Annotated in this window: 17 protein-coding genes; 9 read left to right on the forward strand and 8 right to left on the reverse strand. The window is 72.4% G+C overall.

Features of this window, described 5'->3' with window-relative positions; translation table 11 throughout:
• The first annotated feature begins 9 nt into the window (after positions 1-9).
• Positions 10-945 carry a hypothetical protein gene (locus BX283_RS19575; protein WP_101388862.1) on the forward strand — a complete coding sequence of 312 codons (936 nt, stop codon included), beginning with the start codon at positions 10-12 and terminating at the stop codon, positions 943-945.
• On the opposite strand, the gene thpR is transcribed toward BX283_RS19575, so the two are convergent.
• The 3 genes from thpR to BX283_RS19590 are packed head-to-tail and all read right to left on the reverse strand — an operon-like array spanning position 881 to position 3,300.
• On the reverse strand, positions 881-1,444 hold the full coding sequence (gene thpR, locus BX283_RS19580; protein WP_101388863.1) for an RNA 2',3'-cyclic phosphodiesterase: 564 nt from the start codon (positions 1,442-1,444) through the stop codon (positions 881-883). The two genes, BX283_RS19575 and thpR, sit on opposite strands and share 65 nt — an antisense overlap.
• A gap of 31 nt (positions 1,445-1,475) precedes the next feature.
• Complete coding sequence (locus tag BX283_RS19585) at positions 1,476-2,825, reverse strand: MFS transporter (RefSeq protein ID WP_101388864.1); 1,350 nt, start codon at positions 2,823-2,825, stop codon at positions 1,476-1,478.
• A gap of 31 nt (positions 2,826-2,856) precedes the next feature.
• On the reverse strand, positions 2,857-3,300 hold the full coding sequence (locus BX283_RS19590; protein ID WP_067162750.1) for a MarR family winged helix-turn-helix transcriptional regulator: 444 nt from the start codon (positions 3,298-3,300) through the stop codon (positions 2,857-2,859).
• A gap of 168 nt (positions 3,301-3,468) precedes the next feature.
• Between BX283_RS19590 and BX283_RS19595 the strand changes: the two genes are divergently transcribed.
• A complete protein-coding gene (locus BX283_RS19595) occupies positions 3,469-3,651 on the forward strand; it encodes a ribbon-helix-helix protein, CopG family (RefSeq protein WP_101388865.1) in 183 nt (60 codons plus the stop codon).
• 10 nt (positions 3,652-3,661) lie between these two features.
• Here the strand turns inward: BX283_RS19595 and BX283_RS19600 are convergent, their stop codons facing one another.
• The gene (locus tag BX283_RS19600; protein ID WP_101388866.1) at positions 3,662-5,107 is read right to left on the reverse strand and encodes an NCS2 family permease; all 1,446 of its coding nucleotides are present in this window, start codon (positions 5,105-5,107) and stop codon (positions 3,662-3,664) included.
• 233 nt (positions 5,108-5,340) lie between these two features.
• Here BX283_RS19600 and BX283_RS19605 point away from each other — a divergent pair, with 233 nt between their 5' ends.
• Together BX283_RS19605 and BX283_RS19610 are read left to right on the forward strand one after the other, a co-directional pair.
• Complete coding sequence (locus BX283_RS19605; protein WP_101388867.1) at positions 5,341-5,610, forward strand: DUF2530 domain-containing protein; 270 nt, start codon at positions 5,341-5,343, stop codon at positions 5,608-5,610.
• A 110-nt stretch (positions 5,611-5,720) separates the two neighbouring features.
• Positions 5,721-8,138: an HAD-IC family P-type ATPase gene (locus tag BX283_RS19610; RefSeq protein ID WP_101388868.1), complete on the forward strand. Its 2,418-nt coding sequence runs from the start codon at positions 5,721-5,723 to the stop codon at positions 8,136-8,138.
• 258 nt (positions 8,139-8,396) lie between these two features.
• Here the strand turns inward: BX283_RS19610 and BX283_RS19615 are convergent, their stop codons facing one another.
• Both BX283_RS19615 and BX283_RS19620 read right to left on the reverse strand, forming a co-directional pair.
• Positions 8,397-11,522, reverse strand: a complete 3,126-nt coding sequence (locus tag BX283_RS19615) for a sacsin N-terminal ATP-binding-like domain-containing protein (RefSeq protein ID WP_101388869.1) — start codon at positions 11,520-11,522, stop codon at positions 8,397-8,399.
• Positions 11,523-11,898: 376 nt separating this feature from the next.
• Positions 11,899-12,807, reverse strand: coding sequence for a DUF3027 domain-containing protein (locus BX283_RS19620; RefSeq protein ID WP_101388870.1), 909 nt, complete (start codon positions 12,805-12,807; stop codon positions 11,899-11,901).
• Between the two features lie 291 nt (positions 12,808-13,098).
• Here BX283_RS19620 and BX283_RS19630 point away from each other — a divergent pair, with 291 nt between their 5' ends.
• From BX283_RS19630 to BX283_RS19645, 4 genes are read left to right on the forward strand one after another with little or no spacing between them, the layout of a single operon-like run.
• Positions 13,099-14,448, forward strand: coding sequence for an MFS transporter (locus BX283_RS19630; RefSeq protein ID WP_101388871.1), 1,350 nt, complete (start codon positions 13,099-13,101; stop codon positions 14,446-14,448).
• Positions 14,449-14,475: 27 nt separating this feature from the next.
• On the forward strand, positions 14,476-14,973 hold the full coding sequence (locus tag BX283_RS19635) for a DUF2771 domain-containing protein (RefSeq protein ID WP_229848007.1): 498 nt from the start codon (positions 14,476-14,478) through the stop codon (positions 14,971-14,973).
• Between the two features lies 1 nt (position 14,974).
• Positions 14,975-15,613, forward strand: coding sequence for a futalosine hydrolase (locus BX283_RS19640; RefSeq protein ID WP_101388872.1), 639 nt, complete (start codon positions 14,975-14,977; stop codon positions 15,611-15,613).
• The gene (locus tag BX283_RS19645) at positions 15,606-16,463 is read left to right on the forward strand and encodes a 1,4-dihydroxy-6-naphthoate synthase (protein ID WP_101388873.1); all 858 of its coding nucleotides are present in this window, start codon (positions 15,606-15,608) and stop codon (positions 16,461-16,463) included. Before BX283_RS19640 ends, BX283_RS19645 begins: the two co-directional genes overlap by 8 nt.
• A gap of 10 nt (positions 16,464-16,473) precedes the next feature.
• Here the strand turns inward: BX283_RS19645 and BX283_RS42185 are convergent, their stop codons facing one another.
• Positions 16,474-16,857, reverse strand: coding sequence for a cold-shock protein (locus BX283_RS42185; protein ID WP_067162767.1), 384 nt, complete (start codon positions 16,855-16,857; stop codon positions 16,474-16,476).
• Between the two features lie 173 nt (positions 16,858-17,030).
• Between BX283_RS42185 and BX283_RS19655 the strand changes: the two genes are divergently transcribed.
• On the forward strand, positions 17,031-17,291 hold the full coding sequence (locus BX283_RS19655) for a hypothetical protein (protein ID WP_101388874.1): 261 nt from the start codon (positions 17,031-17,033) through the stop codon (positions 17,289-17,291).
• Here the strand turns inward: BX283_RS19655 and BX283_RS19660 are convergent.
• On the reverse strand, positions 17,288-17,926 hold the full coding sequence (locus tag BX283_RS19660; protein WP_101388875.1) for an HAD family hydrolase: 639 nt from the start codon (positions 17,924-17,926) through the stop codon (positions 17,288-17,290). The two genes, BX283_RS19655 and BX283_RS19660, sit on opposite strands and share 4 nt — an antisense overlap.
• Between the last annotated feature and the right edge of the window lie 54 nt (positions 17,927-17,980).

A 17,980-nucleotide genomic window follows, 5' to 3' on the forward strand; every position in this document is an offset into this window, starting at 1 on the left:
AGGCCGTACATGGAGGAGCAGCCCGCCCCGGCCCGGCCCCCGTGGGGCAACTGGCTCAAGGCCGTCGCCGGGTTCGTCGCGCCCACGACCCTGCTCACCGGGCTCCTCTTCTACTTCGGCTACGCCTACACCTCTTCCCTCTACTCGTACTTCGGCGTCGATGTCGCCACCCTCGGCCTGTCCACCCAGGACCTGCTGCTGCGCAGCCCGGCAAGCCTGTACATGCCCTTGGCCGTGGCGCTCGCCGCCGGGCTCGCGGGAGCGCTCGGGCTCGCGTGGGTCTCCTCCCTCGGTGACGCACGACCGGGCCTCGTGCGCCGTCTGGGGCACGTGGGCGTAGGGCTTGCCCTGTGCGGCGGCGCGCTCTTCGTCCTCGGGCTGCTCGGCGGTCTCCAGGTGTGGCCCGCCGGGCCGCTCGACACCCCCCTGCTCCTCGGCGGCGGCCTGCTGCTCGTGGTGTACGGGCGCACACTGCACCTCAAGACCACCGGGCACCCCTTCCCCGGCGAGCTGAAGACCCTCGCCATCGTGGCGGCGCTGATCGCCGTGAGCTTGTTCTGGGCCGTACAGGCCTACGCCCAGATCCATGGCAGGGACGACGGGCGGGAGCTGGCCCGGAATCTGTGGCACCGGCCGATGGTGGTCGTCGACACCCCCGAGCAGCTCTACTTCGGGGCCGCGCCGGTGCAGGAGACCTCGCTGCCTGCGGGCGGCCCGGGACAGAAGTACAAGTACCGCTACCGAGGCGTGCGTCTTCTCGCCCAGTCCGGCAACCGCATGTTCCTCATCCCGGACGGCTGGACCCGTACCCGCGGGTTCGTGGTCATGGTCCCGGCCGACGGGACCGTCCGCGTCGCCTTCCGCCGAGAGCTGGGGCTCGTCACTTCCCCAACCCCCACCGCCCCACCACCTCGTACCGCGGCACCTCCCCCGGCACCCCGCTGACCGGCAGCCGGCTGCGGACCAGGACCAGTTCCTCCGTCTGCCACGCCGTGCCCTCGAAGGGCGTGAGCGCGTCGACGTACGGGTGCAGGTCGGCCCCCGTCCGGCTGCGGGCCAGGGTGAGGTGGGGGTGGTAGCGGCGGTGCTCCTCCATCGCCACGCCCGCGCGGCGGGCCGCCGCGTCCGAGCGTTCGGCCAGCAGCCGCAGGGCGTCGATCGCGCCCGCGACGCCCGCCCACAGCACCTTGTCCCCGAACCGGCCGCCCCCGTGGAGGCGGAGCTCGAAGGGCGGGGTGCGGTGGGCGGCCCGGGCCAGACGGGCGTGCAGGTCCGGCAGGAGTGCCTCGTCCACCTCGCCCAGGAACGCCAGCGTGAGGTGCCAGTCGTCGCGGCCCGCCCAGCGCAGCCGGTCCGCGCCGGGCAGGGCGCGCAACTCGTCCACCGCCACGCCGAGTTCGGCCAGCCGGGGCGGCGGGGGCAGCACGGCCACGAAGAGTCTCATGGGACCAGTTTTGCCCCCGGGGACGGGCTCGTCACGCCGCCGTGGCCAGTTGCTCCCTCGGGACGAACTCCACGTGCCTGCGGCCGCGCCGCAGATCCACCTTGAGCTTCAGGTTCGCCGCCCGCGCCAGCATCAGGCCGACGCCGACCGCCGCGAGGGCGCAGATCAGTCCGCCCAGGGCGAGGCTGACCCGTACGCCGTACTCGTCCGTGAGCCAGCCGAAGAGCGGGCCGCCCAGCGGGGTGCCGCCGGTGAAGACCATCATGAACAGGCTCATCACCCGGCCGCGCATCTCCGGGTCGGTGGCCATCTGGACGGAGGCGTTGGCCGTGACGTTCACCGTCAGGCCGAGGACGCCGATCGGGAGCAGGAGCGCGACGAAGAGCGCCATGCCGGGCGCCATCGCCGCCGCGACCTCGATGACCGCGAACAGCCCCGCCGCCCCGGCCAGCAGGCGCAGCCGCGTGGTGCCCCGGCGGGCGGCGAGCAGTGCGCCGATCAGGGAGCCGATCGCCATCAGGCTGTTGAACAGGCCGTACATCCCGGAGCCGCCGTGGAAGACGTCGTGGGCGAAGGCGCTCAGCCAGATCGGGAAGTTGAAGCCGAAGGTGCCGACGAAGCCGACCAGGACGATCGGCCAGATCAGCTCCGGGCGCTTGGAGACGTAGTCCAGGCCCTCGCGGAGCTGGCCCTTGCCGCGCGGCGCGAGCTTGGTGGGCCGCAGGTCGGCCGTGCGCATCAGGGCGAGGCCCGCCAGCGGGGCGAGGAAGGAGAGGCCGTTGGCGAGGAACGCCCAGCCGGGTCCCACCGCCGCCATCACCGCGCCCGCGACCGCCGGGCCCACCAGACGCGCCGACTGGAAGTTGGCCGAGTTGAGGCTGACCGCGTTGCGGACCTGGTCGGGGCCGACCATCTCGGAGACGAAGGACTGCCGGGTCGGGTTGTCGACCACGGTGACCAGGCCGGTGAAGAACGCGGTCACGTAGACGTGCCAGACCTGGACGTTTCCGGAGAGCGTCATGGCCGCCAGGAACAGACCGCCGAGGCCCATCGCGCTCTGGGTGACGAAGAGGATGCTCCGCTTGGCGAAGCGGTCGGCGATGACGCCGCCGTACAGCCCGAAGAGCAGCATCGGCAGGAACTGCATGGCGGTGGTGATGCCCACCGCCACCGAGGAACCGGTGATCTGGAGGACCAGCCAGTCCTGGGTGATCCGCGCCATCCACGTACCGATGTTGGAGACGATGGCGCCGGAGAAGAACAGCCGGTAGTTGCGGATCGCGAGGGAGGAGAAGGTCCCCCGCCTGCCGCCGTCGCCGGCAGCGGTGTCGTGGGTGGATTTGTGTGCGGGGGCGGAGTCTGCTCCGGATCCCGTACTCAAAGGGGTTCGCCTCCTTTTATGCGCGGTCAGTTCACAGGTGTGCGAGCTTCTCCAGTACGGGTGCGGCGGCGCGCAGCTTCGCCCACTCGTCCTCGTCCAGGCCTTCCGCGAGGGAAGCCAGCCAGGCGTTGCGCTTGCGGCGGCTCTCTTCGAGCATCGCCTCGGCCTCTTCGGTCTGGCTGACCACCTTCTGGCGGCGGTCATCGGGGTGCGGCTCCAGCCTGACCAGGCCCTTCGCCTCCAGCAGCGCGACGATGCGGGTCATCGACGGCGGCTGGACATGCTCCTTGCGGGCCAGCTCACCGGGGGTGGCCGAGCCGCAGCGGAAGAGGGTGCCGAGCACCGACATCTCGGTCGGGCTCAGCGACTCGTCGACGCGCTGGTGCTTCAGGCGCCTGCTCAGGCGCATGACCGCCGAGCGGAGGGAGTTCACGGCGGCGACGTCGGCGTCGCTGTCGTGGGGCAGGTCAGACATGTTCGTTAGAATAACTCATTACTCTGGCTAAATACCAGCCCGGGTACCCCTCGGGTACCACCGGCGCGCCGCCACAGCGGGCGCGCACGACCACACACATCACCCGAATGAGTGAGAGCTATCGGAAAAGTGACGCACCGGGGCGGGGCCTGCGGCGACCCTCGTCCCATGGGGACCAGCGTGCTCAGCCTGCGGATAGACGGTGAGCTGCTCGAACGGCTCCGGCAGCATGCCGCAAAACGCGGAATGAGCGTCCAGGACTATGTGGTCCGGACGCTCATTCGCGACGACTTCGACGAGCGGCTCCAGGCCGCGGCCGCCGAGACGGAGAAGTTCTACGGGGCGGCCTAGCGCCCCCCGACTACGTAAGACCCAGCGCCGGCATCAGGTAGTAGAAGCCGAACACCGCCGCCACGACGTACATCGCCACCGGCACGTCACGGCCGCGCCCTGCCACCAGGCGCAGCACCGTGAAGGTGATGAAGCCCATGCCGATGCCGTTGGTGATCGAGTACGTGAACGGCATCATCACCATCGTCACGAACGCCGGGATCGCGATCGTCCAGTCGTCCCAGTCGATCTGCCGGATCGAGCCGGACAGGATCAGGAAGCCCACCGCGAGCAGCGCCGGGGTGGCGGCCTGGGACGGGACCATGGTGGCGAGCGGGGTCAGGAACAGCGCGACCGTGAAGAGGCCGCCGGTGACCACGTTCGCGAAGCCGGTGCGGGCACCCTCGCCGACTCCCGCCGTGGACTCCACGAAGCAGGTGGTGGCCGAGGAGGACGACGCGCCGCCCGCCGCGACCGCGATGCCGTCCACGAACAGCACCCGGTTGATGCCGGGCATGTTGCCCTCGGCGTCCGTCAGCTTGGCCTCGTCGCTGATGCCCATGATCGTGCCCATGGCGTCGAAGAAGCACGACAGCAGCACGGTGAAGACGAACAGGACGCCGGTCAGGACGCCGACCTTGTCGAAGCCGCCGAACAGGCTGACCTTGCCGAGCAGGCCGAAGTCCGGGCTGGCGACCGGGTTGCCGGGCCAGGTCGGAGTGGTCAGGCCCCAGGACGGGACGGTCGCCACCGCGTTGATGATCATCGCGAGGCCGGTCATCACGACGATCGAGATGAGGATCGCGCCGGGCACCTTGCGTACGAGCAGCGCGAGCGTGAGCAGGACGCCGAGGATGAAGACCAGGACCGGCCAGCCGAGCAGATGGCCGTTGCCGCCGAGCTGGAGCGGGACGGTGGTGTGGGCGGCGTCCGGGATGCGGGAGACGAAGCCCGAGTCGACCAGGCCGATCAGCATGATGAACAGGCCGATGCCGATCGCGATGCCCTTGCGCAGCCCCAGCGGCACCGCGTTCATCACGCGCTCGCGCAGCCCGGTGGCGACCAGGAGCATCACCACGAAGCCCGCCAGGACGACCATGCCCATCGCGTCGGGCCAGCTCATCCGGGGCGCCAGCTGGAGGGCGACCACGGTGTTCACACCGAGACCGGCGGCCAGCGCGATCGGCACATTGCCGATGACGCCCATCAGGAGCGTGGTGAAGGCGGCGGTCAGCACGGTGGCGGTGACCAGCTGGCCGCCGTCGAGCTGGTGCCCGTACATGTCCTTCGCGCTGCCCAGGATGATCGGGTTCAGCACGATGATGTAGGCCATCGCGAAGAAGGTGGCGAAGCCGCCGCGGACCTCCCGGGCGAGGGTGGAGCCCCGCTCGGAGATCTTGAAGTAACGGTCCAGTGCGTTGACCGGCGGCTTCGGGGCCGGCGGTGCGTCGACCTTGGCGGTGGCCGAGGGGGACATGCGGAACCTCAGTCGTGAGACGGGGCGGGGGGGCAAGGAAATGCGGAAACACGGAAATGCGGCCTCAACCCGAACTTCTTTGGACGTTTCAACGAACAAAACGAGTCAGCCGTAAGCCGTTTCAGTATGAATACATAAGGCAAAGATCGCTATCTCCGCGCGTAGACCCAAGGGGCGCCTGGGCCGCGAGCGGCCCGATGGGGGCCCCGGACCCCTCCCCCTACACTGATCGCATGGCGAAGTGGACACCCAAGCACGAGGCGCCGGAGCCCCTGGAAGGGCCCGTCGTCGCCACCATCACCGGCGGCACGATCCTCTGGTTCGTCCTCTTCCTCGTCCAGCTGCCGTTCTACGGCTGGTTCGACGACCACGGACACCTGTGGTGGGTGTGGACCTGCCTGGCCGGCGCCGGTCTCGGCCTGATCGGCATCTGGTACGTACGGGGGCGCGACGCGGCCCTGAAGCGGCACGCGGCGGAGCGGGAAGCGCTCGACAACCGGTAGGAGACGTTCCCTCGCGGCATACCGCCGCAGGACCATTCGCCTCCTCCCCTGGTCGGATGTTCGACCTTCCCGGCAGGTGAAGCGGGAATTCCCCCCGTACCGTCGAAATCATGACGCAGCGCGCCAATATCGACGCCGGGGCGGAACTCGACCCCGTCCACCCCGTGCCGCCGCCCGTGGCGTCCGGCCGGGCCACCGGTCTGACCGCCGCCGAAGTCGCCGAACGCGTCGCCCGGGGCGAGGTCAACGACGTACCGGTGCGCAGCAGCCGCTCCACCGCCGAGATCGTCCGCGCCAACGTCTTCACCCGCTTCAACGCGATCATCGGCGTCCTGTGGCTGATCATGCTCTTCGTGGCGCCGCTCCAGGACAGCCTCTTCGGCTTCGTGATCATCGCCAACACGGGCATCGGCATCATCCAGGAGCTGCGCGCCAAGAAGACCCTGGACGGGCTCGCGGTCATCGGCGAGGCCAAACCGACGGTCCGGCGCGACGGGGTCGCCGCCGAGATCTCCACGTCCGAGATCGTCCTCGGGGACCTGGTGGAGCTCGGCCCCGGCGACAAGGTGGTGGTCGACGGCGAGGTGGTCGAGACGGACGGCCTCGAAGTGGACGAATCGCTGCTCACCGGTGAGGCCGACCCCGTACTGAAGAAGCCCGGCGAGCGGATGATGTCCGGGTCGTTCGTGGTCGCGGGCGGCGGCGCCTTCACCGCGACGAAGGTGGGGCGCGAGGCGTACGCGGCGCAGCTCGCGGAGGAGGCCAGCCGCTTCACACTGGTCCACTCCGAGCTGCGCTCGGGCATCTCGATGATCCTCAAGTACGTGACGTGGCTGATGGTCCCGACCTCGATAGGCCTGGTGATCAGCCAACTCGTGGTGAAGGACGACAACTTCAAGCAGTCGGTGGCGTACACGGTGGGCGGAATCGTCCCGATGATTCCCGAGGGTCTGGTCCTCCTGACCTCGGTGGCGTTCGCGATCGGGGTGATCCGGCTCGGCCGCAAGCAGTGCCTGGTGCAGGAGCTCCCGGCGATCGAGGGCCTCGCGCGCGTGGACGTCGTCTGCCTCGACAAGACGGGCACGCTCACCGAGGGCGGCATGGACGTCACCGAGCTGCGGCCGCTGGGGGGCGCGGACGAGGCGTACGTACGGAAGGTGCTCGGCGCCCTCGGCGAGTCCGACCCGCGTCCCAACGCGTCGCTCCAGGCGATCATCGACGCGTATCCGGACAGCGAGGAGTGGCGGTGCAGGGAGTCGCTGCCGTTCTCGTCGGCGCGCAAGTACAGCGGCGCCGCCTTCAGCGAGGGGGACGGGGAGAACTCGACGTGGCTGCTCGGTGCGCCGGACGTACTCCTGCCGCCCGGCGACCCGTCCCTCGCGGAGATCGACGGGCTGAACGAGCAGGGGCTGCGGGTCCTGCTGCTCGCCCGGACGCGGCGCGAGCTGGACGACCCGAAGGTGGCGGCGGACGCGCGGGCGACGGCGCTGGTCGTCCTCGAACAGCGGCTGCGCCCCGACGCGGGCGACACCCTGCGCTACTTCGAGGAGCAGAACGTCCACGCGAAGGTCATCTCCGGTGACAACGCGGTGTCGGTGGGCGCGGTGGCGGGGAAGCTGGGCCTGCCGGGCGCGGAGAACACGGTGGACGCGCGGCAGTTGCCGGCGGACCGGGCGGAGATGGCGACGGTCCTCGACTCCCACGCCGTCTTCGGCCGCGTGACGCCCCAGCAGAAGCGGGACATGGTGGCGGCGCTCCAGTCGCGCGGGCACACGGTGGCGATGACCGGGGACGGCGTCAACGACGTCCTGGCGCTGAAGGACGCGGACATCGGCGTCTCGATGGGGTCGGGCTCGGAGGCGACGCGGGCGGTCGCGCAGATCGTCCTGCTCAACAACAGCTTCGCGACGCTGCCGTCGGTGGTGGCGGAGGGCCGCCGGGTGATCGGCAACATCACGCGGGTGGCGACGCTGTTCCTGGTGAAGACGGTCTACTCGGTGCTGCTCGCCCTGCTGGTGGTCTGCACGCAGGTGGAATACCTGTTCCTGCCGCGCCACTTGACCCTGCTGTCCACGCTGACGATCGGCATCCCGGCGTTCTTCCTGGCCCTGGCGCCCAACACGGAACGGGCGAAGCCGCACTTCGTACGGCGGGTGATGCGCTATGCGATACCCGGCGGGGTGATCGCGGCGGTGACGACGTTCGCGACGTACCTGCTGGCGCGGCACTACTACGTGGGCGACGGCGCGCGCGAGGCCGAGACGAGTGCCGCCACCCTGACGCTGTTCCTGGTCTCGATGTGGGTCCTGGCGATCATCGCCCGCCCGTACACGTGGTGGCGCATCTGCCTGGTCCTGTCGATGGCCGCGGCCTTCCTCCTGGTCCTGGCGGTCCCGTGGCTCCAGACCTTCTTCGCGCTGAAGCTGGTGGGGACGACGTTGCCGTGGGCGGCGGTGGGGATCGCGGTGGCGGGGTCGGTTCTGCTGGAGCTCGCGTGGAGGTGGGTGGACCGCCGGGTCCCGGCGTAGTTTTGTGCCCGGTCTTCGTCTGCGGGCCGGTGAGTGGCTGGTCGCGCAGTTCCCCGCGCCCCTAAAAGCGCCCCTCCGGGCCGCCCAGGGGATTGCCGCGCAGCGGCATTCAAGGGGCGCGGGGAACTGCGCGACCAGCCATCTACGGTCCGCAGACGAAGGGCGTCCGGGGTCCGGGGGCGTAGCCCCCGGGAAACCCACCTTCACCCCCACCCACCCCCGGAGGGTTCAGGGAAGGGGCGGGGAGGGGCTCACCCCTCAGTCGAACCAGCGCGCTCGCGCCAGTTCCGGCACCCGGGACGGGTCCTCCAGGAGCGCTGCCACCTCGAAGCGCCGAGGCCACTGCCCCGCCGCCCAGGCGAGCGCCGCCGCGACCCCCTCCAGGGTCGCCGCATGCAGCACCCCGTCCGGCGCCCGGCGCCAGTCCAGCTCGACCCCGCCCGCCAGCAGCTCCTCGTGCTCGACGTACGTCGAAGGCGTCGCCGCACCCAGCAGGACCCGCACCGCCTCCGGCACCTCGTGCTCCGTCCCGACCGACGTCACCTCCGCCGTCACCGTCTCCCCGAGACGGCGGACCTGGAGGAGGTCCGCCAGGTCGGCCGCCCGCGACGGGGCGACGGGCAGCAGCGGCACCCCCGACGTCAGCGGCAGCAGATCCGGCGCGTCCGCCACCACCGCGTCGGCCGCGTCCACCACCCGTACTGCACCGTCGAGCACCACCCGCAGCTCGTCCGGCAGCGTCACCTGCTCGGGGTCGAGGTCGGCCAGTGCCGTGTAGAGGGCGTGGAGCTGGGCGTCCGAGACCGGGCGGGAGGGGTCCGCGAGGCGGGACAGGAGCTCGGCCGCGCCGCCCGGCTCGTCGAGCAGCGCCGCCACCGACGTACGGACACCCAGCGCCCGCAGCACCTGCTCGTCGTCGAACCCGGTCGCGTCGGCCGACTCGTACAGGCCGGACAGGAGCGGATCGGACCCGGCCGCCCGCAGGCCCGCCGGGCGGCGCCCGCCGAGGACGGGGTGGCCGCGCAGCCACCACGCCGTGTACGGGCGGACCGTCTCCGTCGTGCCGTCGGGCAGCAGGATCCGTACGGGCTGGGTCAGCGCGTCCCGCAGCGGCGGCTGGGCGAGCATCGCCAGCGCCTGCGGCCAGGCGTCGTCGTCGACGAGGTCCAGGTCCCGGACCGCCACGATCTCCGTCGCCACCGGCGGCACCGGCGTGTGCGGCAGCCGGTCGAGCACGTCCTCGCACCACACGTCGACCGCGTCGAGCAACCCGGCGTCGTCGGGCTCGGCGAAGTCGCCGTCGCGGGGCTCCAGTTCGTCCGGGTCGAGGACCACGTCGGTGGCCCGGACCAGGGCGAACGTCGCCAGTACGCCGCAGGCGGCCAGCGGCTGCGCGCCCCAGCGGCCCGCGAGCTCCGCGTCGACCTCGGCGAGTTCGCCGGGGCGGATGACGGAGGCGAAGGGGCTTCCGGGCAGCACGAGTTCACCGGCGGGGGCGAGCTCGCCGTCCTCGTCGGGCAGGGCGAGGGCGCCGAGCCACGGCTCGTCGCCGGGCTCCAGGGCGGCGTCGCGCACCAACGCCAGTACGGTCTCGGCGAGTTCGTCGGCGTCGAGCGCGTCCTCGTCCCAGATCTCCCCGCCGTCGAGGGAAGCGGCGACGGCGGCCCGTACCTGAGGAGTCGTCAGGACGGCGCGGGGCGTGGCCGGGAGGGCCCCCAGCTTCTCCAGCAAGGGGTGCGTGGCGTCCGCGTGCGCGACCTTCAGGCCGAGGCGGCCGAGGTCGGCCGGGGTGTCGGGCAGGGGCAGCAGGATCTGCCGGGGCCCGATGGCCGTACGGCCGTCCGCGAGCGGCACCGGAAGCCCGGAGAGCCGGTCGGGGTCGACGCCGGCCAGGGTGTCGTAGAGCCGGTACCACCACTCGGGCGCGCGCTCGGCGCCCCCGATGCGCTCGATGGCGTCGCCGAGCGGCAGCCGCCCGACGCCGAGCGTCCGCAGCTCGGCCCGGCGCTCAAGGCCGGCGGGCAGCAGCGTGGGCAGTACTTCCGCGAGCACCCGTACGGTGTCGGCGCCCGCCCCCTCCACGACCTCGGCCTCGAACGGCCGCAGCGCGGGCAGCTCCTCGGACGGCACGGCCGGGGCGAGGAAGGCGACCCGGGGCAGCCGCTCCAGGATCGCCGCGCGCAGCGCCCCGTCCAGCTCGCCGCGCCCGAGCGGGCCGGGCACGAGGTCGACGGTGCCGGTCGACACGGGCCGCCAGTCGGCGAGCAGCCGGGCGTACGCGTCGGCCGCGCGCTCCACCAGGAAGTCGGTCAGCGGTCCCGGGGCCGGGTGGCGCCGCGCGGTGTCCAGCGGGAGCGACGCGATGAGCAGGGCGGGCACGCCGAGGGGTTCGTCGGTGGGGGTCGGGGCGTGCACGACGGGCGCGGTACGGGGCCGTTGGGGAGCGCCGTCCAGGTCGACCGGCACGGCCCAGGTGACCGACCAGTGCGGCCGCAGCCGCTCTTCCACGGGCCGGTCGGCGAGGAGTTCGGCGGCGAGCGCACCGCTCGCGCTCTCGACCCGCCAGCGGTTGAGGCCGTCCCGGGTGTCGTCGATGTGGACGTACCCGTCGCGCTCGGAGCGGCGCAGCACGCGCGAGCCGTCGGGGGTTTCGACGATGACCTCGACGAGGCCGGGGAGGGTGAGCAGAAGGGCGTCGTCGACGGCGGCGAGCAGCCGCAGCACGAGGTCCTCGGCGGGCTCGTCGCGCAGCGGCAGGACGACCACGGTGTCGTATCCGTCGGGTGCCGTGCCCTCGGCGGGCAGCGGGAGCCTCAGCAGCGGTACGTGTCCGTCGCGGCGGCGCAGTTCGTCGCCGAGGCCGGGGCTGAAGCGGGCGGCTTCGGCGGCCAGGTCGCGGGCCTCGGCCAGCGACCAGCGGACGCCGCCGGTGCGGCCGACGACGGCGGGTTCGTCGCTGACGGCGAGCACGGCGGCGAAGCCGACGCCGAACCGCCCGACGGCGGTGCCGGAGTCGCGCCGCTTGGCGGAGGCGCGGAGGGTGGAGAGGGATTCGACGCCGGTGGCGTCGAGGGGGGCGCCGGTGTTGGCGGCGGCGAGTACGGGCTGTTCGCCCCGGGCGCCGGGGTGGAGGGTGAGCCGGAGCCGCCCCGCCACGCCCGCGCGTGCGGCGGCGTCGGCGGCGTTCTGGGCGAGCTCGACGACCAGCCGGTCCCGGTAGCCGCCGAGGGCGAGGTCCTCCTCGGCGTTGGCGTCCTCGCGGAAGCGGGCCGGGGTGGTGGCCCAGGCGTCGATGACCCCGCGCCGGAGCCGTCCCGTCCCGAAGGGGTCGGCACCTTCGACCGCCGTCGCCTTCACGATCACGCGCACTCCGTCCACAGCCATCGGGAAACCCTGCGGCCCGAAGGTACCGCGTCGCGCTCCGGGACGCCCGGCCCCGGTCGGCGGCCGGGGGCTTCGCCCCTGGACCCCGGTTCGTCCGCGGGTGGTCGCGGGTTGCTCGCGCAGTTCCCCGCGCCCCTTTTTGGCCCGGCCTTTGTCTGCGGGCCGGTGGGTGGCTGGTCGCGCAGTTCCCCGCGCCCCTCAACCCTCGTCCGTCTGCGGACCGTGGCGGGTTGCTCGCGCAGTTCCCCGCGCCCCTGAAGTGCTCGGCTTCGCCATCGCCACCGCCCGTATCCCCCAGGGGCGCGGGGAACTGCGCGACCAGCCACCCACGGTCCGCAGACGAACACAGCGGAGGCCGGTGGCTACGCCCCGAACCTCACGAGTGGCCGAGGTCGTCCGACTCCGTATCCCCCGCCGCCTCCACAGACCCACCATCCGCGGCGGGCCGCAAGGCCAACGCATCCGCGCCCAGCGTGTCCAGCACCGGCGGCGACGGCCGCGGCGGCTTCGGCATGACCGCCGCCTCCGAGTGCCCGCCGCAGCCGTACGACAGCGACACGACACGCCCGTCCGCCGGACCGAACTCGTTCGCGCAGATACCGAAGGCCTGCTTCAAGGAGCCCGCCAGCGGGACCAGGAAGGCGCACGACACACACGAGGCCGGGGCCGCCTGCGCCATCGGCGTCTTCGCGCCGAACGACTCGTCCCAGCGGTCCGCCGCCGCGTGCAGGCCGTAGCGGGACAGCACACGCGCCCGGCGCATGCCGAGCTCCTCGGCCAGCGCCGCGATCGAGCCGCGCGAGGTGCCGGGCCGGGACACCAGCTCCGCGTCCTCCGCCTCGACCCGCTCGGCCATCTCCTCGGAGACGGCGGAGTTCGGCGGCGGGGCGTCCTCGCCGCTGTAGCCGGGCTCCAGGCGCAGATCGTCCGCCTCGGTGGGCAGCAGGTCGCCGGGGCCCATGTCACCCGGGCGCAGGCGCTCGCTCCACGGCACCCATTCGGGCGCCTGGAGCGCGTCGGGACCGGGCAGCAGGACCGTCTCGTCGAGGGTGACCAGCTTCGCGCGGGAGGCCCGCGCGACGGTCACCGCCCAGCGCCAGCCCCGGTACCCCGGCTCCTTGCACTCGAAGAAGTGCGTGACGACCCTGTCACCCTCGGCCACCGCCGATACGTGCTCTCCGACCACGCCGGGGTGCGCGGCCTCCTCGGCCGCCTCCCGGGCGAGGTCGACCGCTTCGGCGCACAGGCGGTCGGGGGTACGGCTTCGCGTCGTCGCAGCACTCACAGGTCTCGCTTCTCTCCTACGCCGTCTCACGGGTGCGCCGGGGACCGCGTACGGGCGAGTCGCGGACGGAGCGGACCAGGGGGCCGCGTCGACGTCCGCGCCCGGGCCGTGAGCTGATCAGGGGCGCGCCTTTCGCCATCCATTCTGCGGGATCGCGGAGAGGCGCGCGGCCATGAGCAGCCGCGGGCGGCGCGCCTGTCACGCTACCCCCTTCCCGGCCCGTGGCCCACCTGCCGGTCCGAATCCCCGTCGGTACGTCATGGTCGTACGGGGTTGGGGCACTATGACTGCGTGGCTACCGCAAGGTCCACCGACAAGAAGGCCAGTCCCCTCCGCACGGCGGGGCGGACGGTCGGCCGAGCGCTGCACCTGCCCTTCACGGGCACCGCCCGTTCCATCAGAAGGGCGACCCACGCGCACGGCGCCGGTGAGTCGGGCCTGGGCAAACTCATCGAGCTGCACGCGGTGAACGGCGCGGGCGACGTGATGATCACCGTGGCCCTGGCGTCCACCGTCTTCTTCTCCGTCCCGACCGATCAGGCCCGCGGCCGGGTCGCGCTGTACCTGGCGATCACGATGGCCCCGTTCACCCTCCTGGCCCCCGTGATCGGCCCGCTGCTGGACCGGATGCCGCACGGCCGGCGCGCCGCGATGGCGGGCGCGATGCTGGCGCGGGCGCTCCTCGCGCTCACCATGTCGGGCGCGGTGGCGACGGGCGGGCTTGAGCTGTATCCGGCGGCGCTGGGCGTCCTGGTGGCGTCGAAGGCGTACGGAGTGGTGCGCAGCGCGGTCGTGCCCCGGCTGCTGCCACCAGGTTTCTCGCTGGTCAAAGCCAATTCGAGAGTCACACTCGCGGGGCTCCTCGCGACGGCCGCGGCGGCCCCGATCGGGGCGGGGCTCCAGCACGTCGGGCCCCAGTGGCCGCTCTACGGGGCGTTCTGCGTCTTCGTGGCGGGCACCTTCCTGGCGTTCACCCTCGACCACAAGGTGGACTCGGCCAAGGGCGAGGGCAAGGCCCAGCTGGTCGTCCACGGGGCGCGCAAACCGGGGCTGCGCACGGTCGGCGCGTCCGTGCAGAACGGTCTGATCGCCAACGCCGCCCTGCGCTCGCTCTCCGGGTTCCTGATCTTCTTCCTGGCGTTCCTGCTGCGCGAGCACCCGCTGGCCGGGCAGAGCGCCGCCGTCTCGCTCGGCGTGGTCGGCGTCTCGGCGGGCGTCGGCAACGCGCTCGGCACGGCCGCGGGCTCGCTGCTGCGCTCCCGGGGCCCGGAGGTCATCATCGTGATGGCGCTGACGGCCGCGCTGGGCGCGGCGGTGTGCGCGGCCGCGTTCTTCAGCGGGGTGCTGATGGCGGTCCTCGGCGCGACCGCCGGGTTCACCCAGGCGCTGGCGAAGCTGTCCCTGGACGCGATGCTCCAGCGCGATGTGCCCGAGGAGGTGCGGACCTCCGCGTTCGCCCGCTCGGAGACCGTGCTCCAGATGTCGTGGGTGTTCGGCGGTGCCATAGGGATCGTGCTGCCGCTCAACGGCGTGGTCGGGATGTCGGTCGCGGCGGGGCTGCTCGCGGTCGGCGCGGCCACGTCCGTACGAGGGCTGCTGAGCTCCGCGCGGCGCGGCACGCCACACCCGCGCGTGGCGTGATCTCGGGGGACCGATAGCCTTCGGCTCATGACCGTTGCGTTCACCTCTGGTAAGGCCCGCCGGGCCGGCATCGCCCTGGGCGCTGTCTCCGTCGGCCTCCTCGCCCTCTCCGCCTGCGACAAGCCGACGCCCCTCGCGACCGTGACGGTCGGGACGAGCTCGGTGAACGCCGAGGCCTCCTGCCGCAACGACGGCAAGGTGCTGACCGAGGAGAAGGTCACGACCTGCCTCAGCAGCGTCAAGACGTCGAAGTCGATCGACTACTCGCCGGGCTCGACCCTGCGCCTGGGCGTGGACCCGGACGTCGTGGAGCACGGCGACAAGTGGCTCGCGCTGCTGGACGGCTCGCCGATCTTCAGCGAGCCGATCGGCACCACCTACCGCTCGTTCCCGAACGCGGACGTGTTCGCGACCGGTGGCCAGAGCGCCGCACCGAAGACCCGGAAGATCAACATCATCCAGGTCAACAAGGACAACAAGCCCAAGGCCGTGTGGGGATTCACGCTCAAGCACGACAACGGCTGACATGCGCGTCCTCGTCGTGACCGCCGTCCCCGCCGAACGGGACGCGGTCACGAGGGCGTGCCCGGCCGGCTTCGACGTCCTCGCCGGCGGGGTCGGCCCCGCCGCGGCCGCCGCCTCCACCGCGGCCGCGCTCGCCCGCACCCCGTACGACCTGGTGGTCTCCGCCGGGATCGGGGGCGGGTTCCGGCCCGTCGCCCCCGTCGGCTCCCTCGTCGTCGCCTCCCGGATCGTCGCCGCCGACCTCGGGGCCGACACGCCCGAGGGATATCTGGATGTCGAGGCGCTCGGCTTCGGGCGCTCCGCGCACCTGCCGCCGCAGGGGCTCGGGCGGGCGGTCGCGGACGCCACCGGGGCCGCGTACGGGCCCGTCCTCACCGTCTCCACCGTCACCGGCACCGCCGCCCGCGCCGCCGAGCTCGCCGCCCGCCACCCCGGGGCCGCCGCCGAGGCGATGGAGGGGTTCGGGGTCGCGGAGGCCGCGGCCCAGCAGGGGGTGCCCGCCCTGGAGATCCGGGCGGTCTCCAACGCCGTGGGGCCCCGCGACCGTTCCGCCTGGCGGATCGGGGACGCGCTCGGCGCACTCACCGACGCTTTCGGGAAGCTCCCGCCCGCACTGGAGAGTTGGAACGGTCATGACTGAGCCGCTGCGCATCGCCTACTCGCCCTGCCCCAACGACACGTTCGTCTTCGACGCCTGGGCGCACGGCCGCGTCCCCGGCGCGCCGGACATCGACGTCACCTTCGCGGACATCGACATCACCAACGGCATCGCCGAACGGGGTCCCGGCGAGAGCGACTTCGACGTACTGAAGGTGTCGTACGCCGTCCTGCCGTGGGTCCTCGACGAGTACGCGCTGCTGCCCTGCGGCGGCGCGCTGGGCCGCGGCTGCGGCCCTCTCGTCCTCACGCGCGAACCGGGCGTGGACCTCACCGGCAAGACCGTCGCCGTCCCGAGCGAGCGCTCGACGGCGTATCTGCTCTTCCGGCTGTGGGCCGCCGACGTGGTCCCCGGCGGGGTCGGCAAGGTCGTCGTGATGCCGTTCCACGAGATCATGCCCGCCGTGCGCGACGGCAAGGTCGACGCCGGACTCGTCATCCACGAGGCCCGGTTCACCTACCAGGAGTACGGGCTGCACTCGCTCGCCGACATGGGCGAGCACTGGGAGTCGACGACCGGGCTGCCCATCCCGCTGGGCGCGATCATCGCCCGCCGCTCGCTGGGCGCCGCGCGGCTGCGCGAGCTGGCCGAGGTCATCCGGACGTCCGTCCGCATGGCCTGGGACGACCCGGAGGCCTCCCGGCCGTACGTACGGGAGCACGCCCAGGAGATGGACCCGGCGGTGGCCGACCAGCACATCGGGCTCTACGTCAACGAGTTCACGCACGATCTGGGCGAGGACGGCTACGCGGCGGTGCGCGGGCTGCTGACGCGGGCCGCGGCCGAGGGGCTCGTGCCTCCGCTCGGCCGCGACGCGCTCAGCTTCGTGTGACGGTGACCGGTCAGACGTCGAGCTGGTCCGCCACCGCCCGCAGCAGTCCGGCGATCTTCTTGCCCGCGGCCTTGTCGGGGTAGCGGCCGCGCTCCAGCATCGGCGTGATGTTCTCGAGGAGCGTCGTCAGGTCCTGGACGATGGAGGCGAGTTCGTCGGGCTTGCGGCGCTGGGCGGCCGCGACCGAGGGGGCCGGGTCGAGGACGGTCACCGAGAGAGCCTGGTCACCGCGCTGGCCCGCGACCACACCGAACTCGACGCGCTGGCCGGGCTTGAGCGTCTCCACCCCGGAGGGGAGCACGGACGAGTGGACGAAGACGTCACCGCCGTCGTCGCGGGAGAGAAAGCCGAAGCCCTTCTCGCTGTTGAACCATTTGACCTTGCCGGTAGGCACGTCTGTCCTCGTCCTCGTACTCGTCGTCGGGTGCTCGGGATCGCCGCGAAAACGGCTCTGGATAGCACTGCAGCGGGTCGCCTTCGGACCCGCCGACACCAAGGCTAATGGTCCAGAGGCTGCTGACAAGACGTCCCGGCAGGTCCTTACGGGCAGGGAACTACCCTGACCGAGTGAGTAACGAAACCCAAGCGAATTCGGCCAGGAACGAGTCGAACACCGGGGACCGGCTGGTTCGCGCCGGTGTCATCGTCTTCTTCGTCGGCGCGCTCGCCACGCTGGTCACGGTGGCGCCGCTGTTCCTGCACACGTCGCCGTTCCCGCCGATCGCGTACGCGGTGTGCATGCTGATGGGCGTCGGCTTCCTGATCGCCGGGGCGGGCGTGGTGACGTCGGTGCGGACGCAGCGCCGGGCGGAGAGCGCGGCCGGTTAGCCCGCGGTCCGCGTGTCCGCCGTCTCCCTGTACGCCTTCCACCACGGGCGGAACTCCGTGAGGTCGGCGAGGACGACGTCCGCGCCGGCCGCGCGCAGCTCGTCCGCGCCGATCGGGCCGGTCGGTACGGCGACGGAGAGGGCGCCCGCGGTGTGGGCGCCGCGGACGTCGCCGGTGTGGTCGCCGACGTACACCGAGGCGCCGTGCGCGCGCAGCGCCTCCGCCTTGGCCTCGGCCCACAGCCCGCCGATCAGCTCGTCGGGCTCCAGGCCGAGATGCGTGAGGTGCAGGGCCGCCTGCGGCCGGTTCTTGGCGGTCACGACGATGGCGCGGCCGCCGAGCTCCTGGACGGCGCGGATCGCGTCGGCGGCGCCGGGGAGGGCGTGGGTGGGCTCGATGGCGTACGTGGGGTACAGCTCGCGGTACCGGCTCGCCATCTCCGCGATGCGGTCCTCGGGGAACCAGTGGCTGAGCTCCCACTCCAGTGGGGGGCCGAGCCGGCTGACGGCGGCGTCGGCGTCTATGGGGGTGCCGGTGTCCTCGGCGAGGCGCCGGTAGCAGGCGTGGATGCCGGGGCGGGAGTCGATGAGGGTCATGTCGAGGTCGAAGCCGACGGTGCCGGTGCGCGATGCCATGCCCCCATTGTGGGGTGAGCTCCCCACCCCCCTTGCTTCGTCTGCGGGCCGTCC

This window comes from Streptomyces sp. TLI_146 (genome assembly GCF_002846415.1).
Classification (GTDB): Bacteria; Actinomycetota; Actinomycetes; order Streptomycetales; family Streptomycetaceae; genus Streptomyces.

Bases quoted from the DNA above. Each gene is read 5' to 3' on its own strand.
- BX283_RS19615 (WP_101388869.1), bottom strand. From the start codon at position 11,522: ATGGCTGTGGACGGAGTGCGCGTGATCGTGAAGGCGACGGCGGTCGAA.
- thpR (WP_101388863.1), bottom strand. From the start codon at position 1,444: ATGAGACTCTTCGTGGCCGTGCTGCCCCCGCCGCCCCGGCTGGCCGAA.
- BX283_RS19660 (WP_101388875.1), bottom strand. From the start codon at position 17,926: ATGGCATCGCGCACCGGCACCGTCGGCTTCGACCTCGACATGACCCTC.
- BX283_RS19605 (WP_101388867.1), top strand. From the start codon at position 5,341: ATGGCGAAGTGGACACCCAAGCACGAGGCGCCGGAGCCCCTGGAAGGG.
- BX283_RS19645 (WP_101388873.1), top strand. From the start codon at position 15,606: ATGACTGAGCCGCTGCGCATCGCCTACTCGCCCTGCCCCAACGACACG.
- BX283_RS19590 (WP_067162750.1), bottom strand. From the start codon at position 3,300: ATGTCTGACCTGCCCCACGACAGCGACGCCGACGTCGCCGCCGTGAAC.
- BX283_RS19595 (WP_101388865.1), top strand. From the start codon at position 3,469: ATGGGGACCAGCGTGCTCAGCCTGCGGATAGACGGTGAGCTGCTCGAA.
- BX283_RS19640 (WP_101388872.1), top strand. From the start codon at position 14,975: ATGCGCGTCCTCGTCGTGACCGCCGTCCCCGCCGAACGGGACGCGGTC.
- BX283_RS19575 (WP_101388862.1), top strand. From the start codon at position 10: ATGGAGGAGCAGCCCGCCCCGGCCCGGCCCCCGTGGGGCAACTGGCTC.
- BX283_RS19610 (WP_101388868.1), top strand. From the start codon at position 5,721: ATGACGCAGCGCGCCAATATCGACGCCGGGGCGGAACTCGACCCCGTC.
- BX283_RS19600 (WP_101388866.1), bottom strand. From the start codon at position 5,107: ATGTCCCCCTCGGCCACCGCCAAGGTCGACGCACCGCCGGCCCCGAAG.
- BX283_RS19635 (WP_229848007.1), top strand. From the start codon at position 14,476: ATGACCGTTGCGTTCACCTCTGGTAAGGCCCGCCGGGCCGGCATCGCC.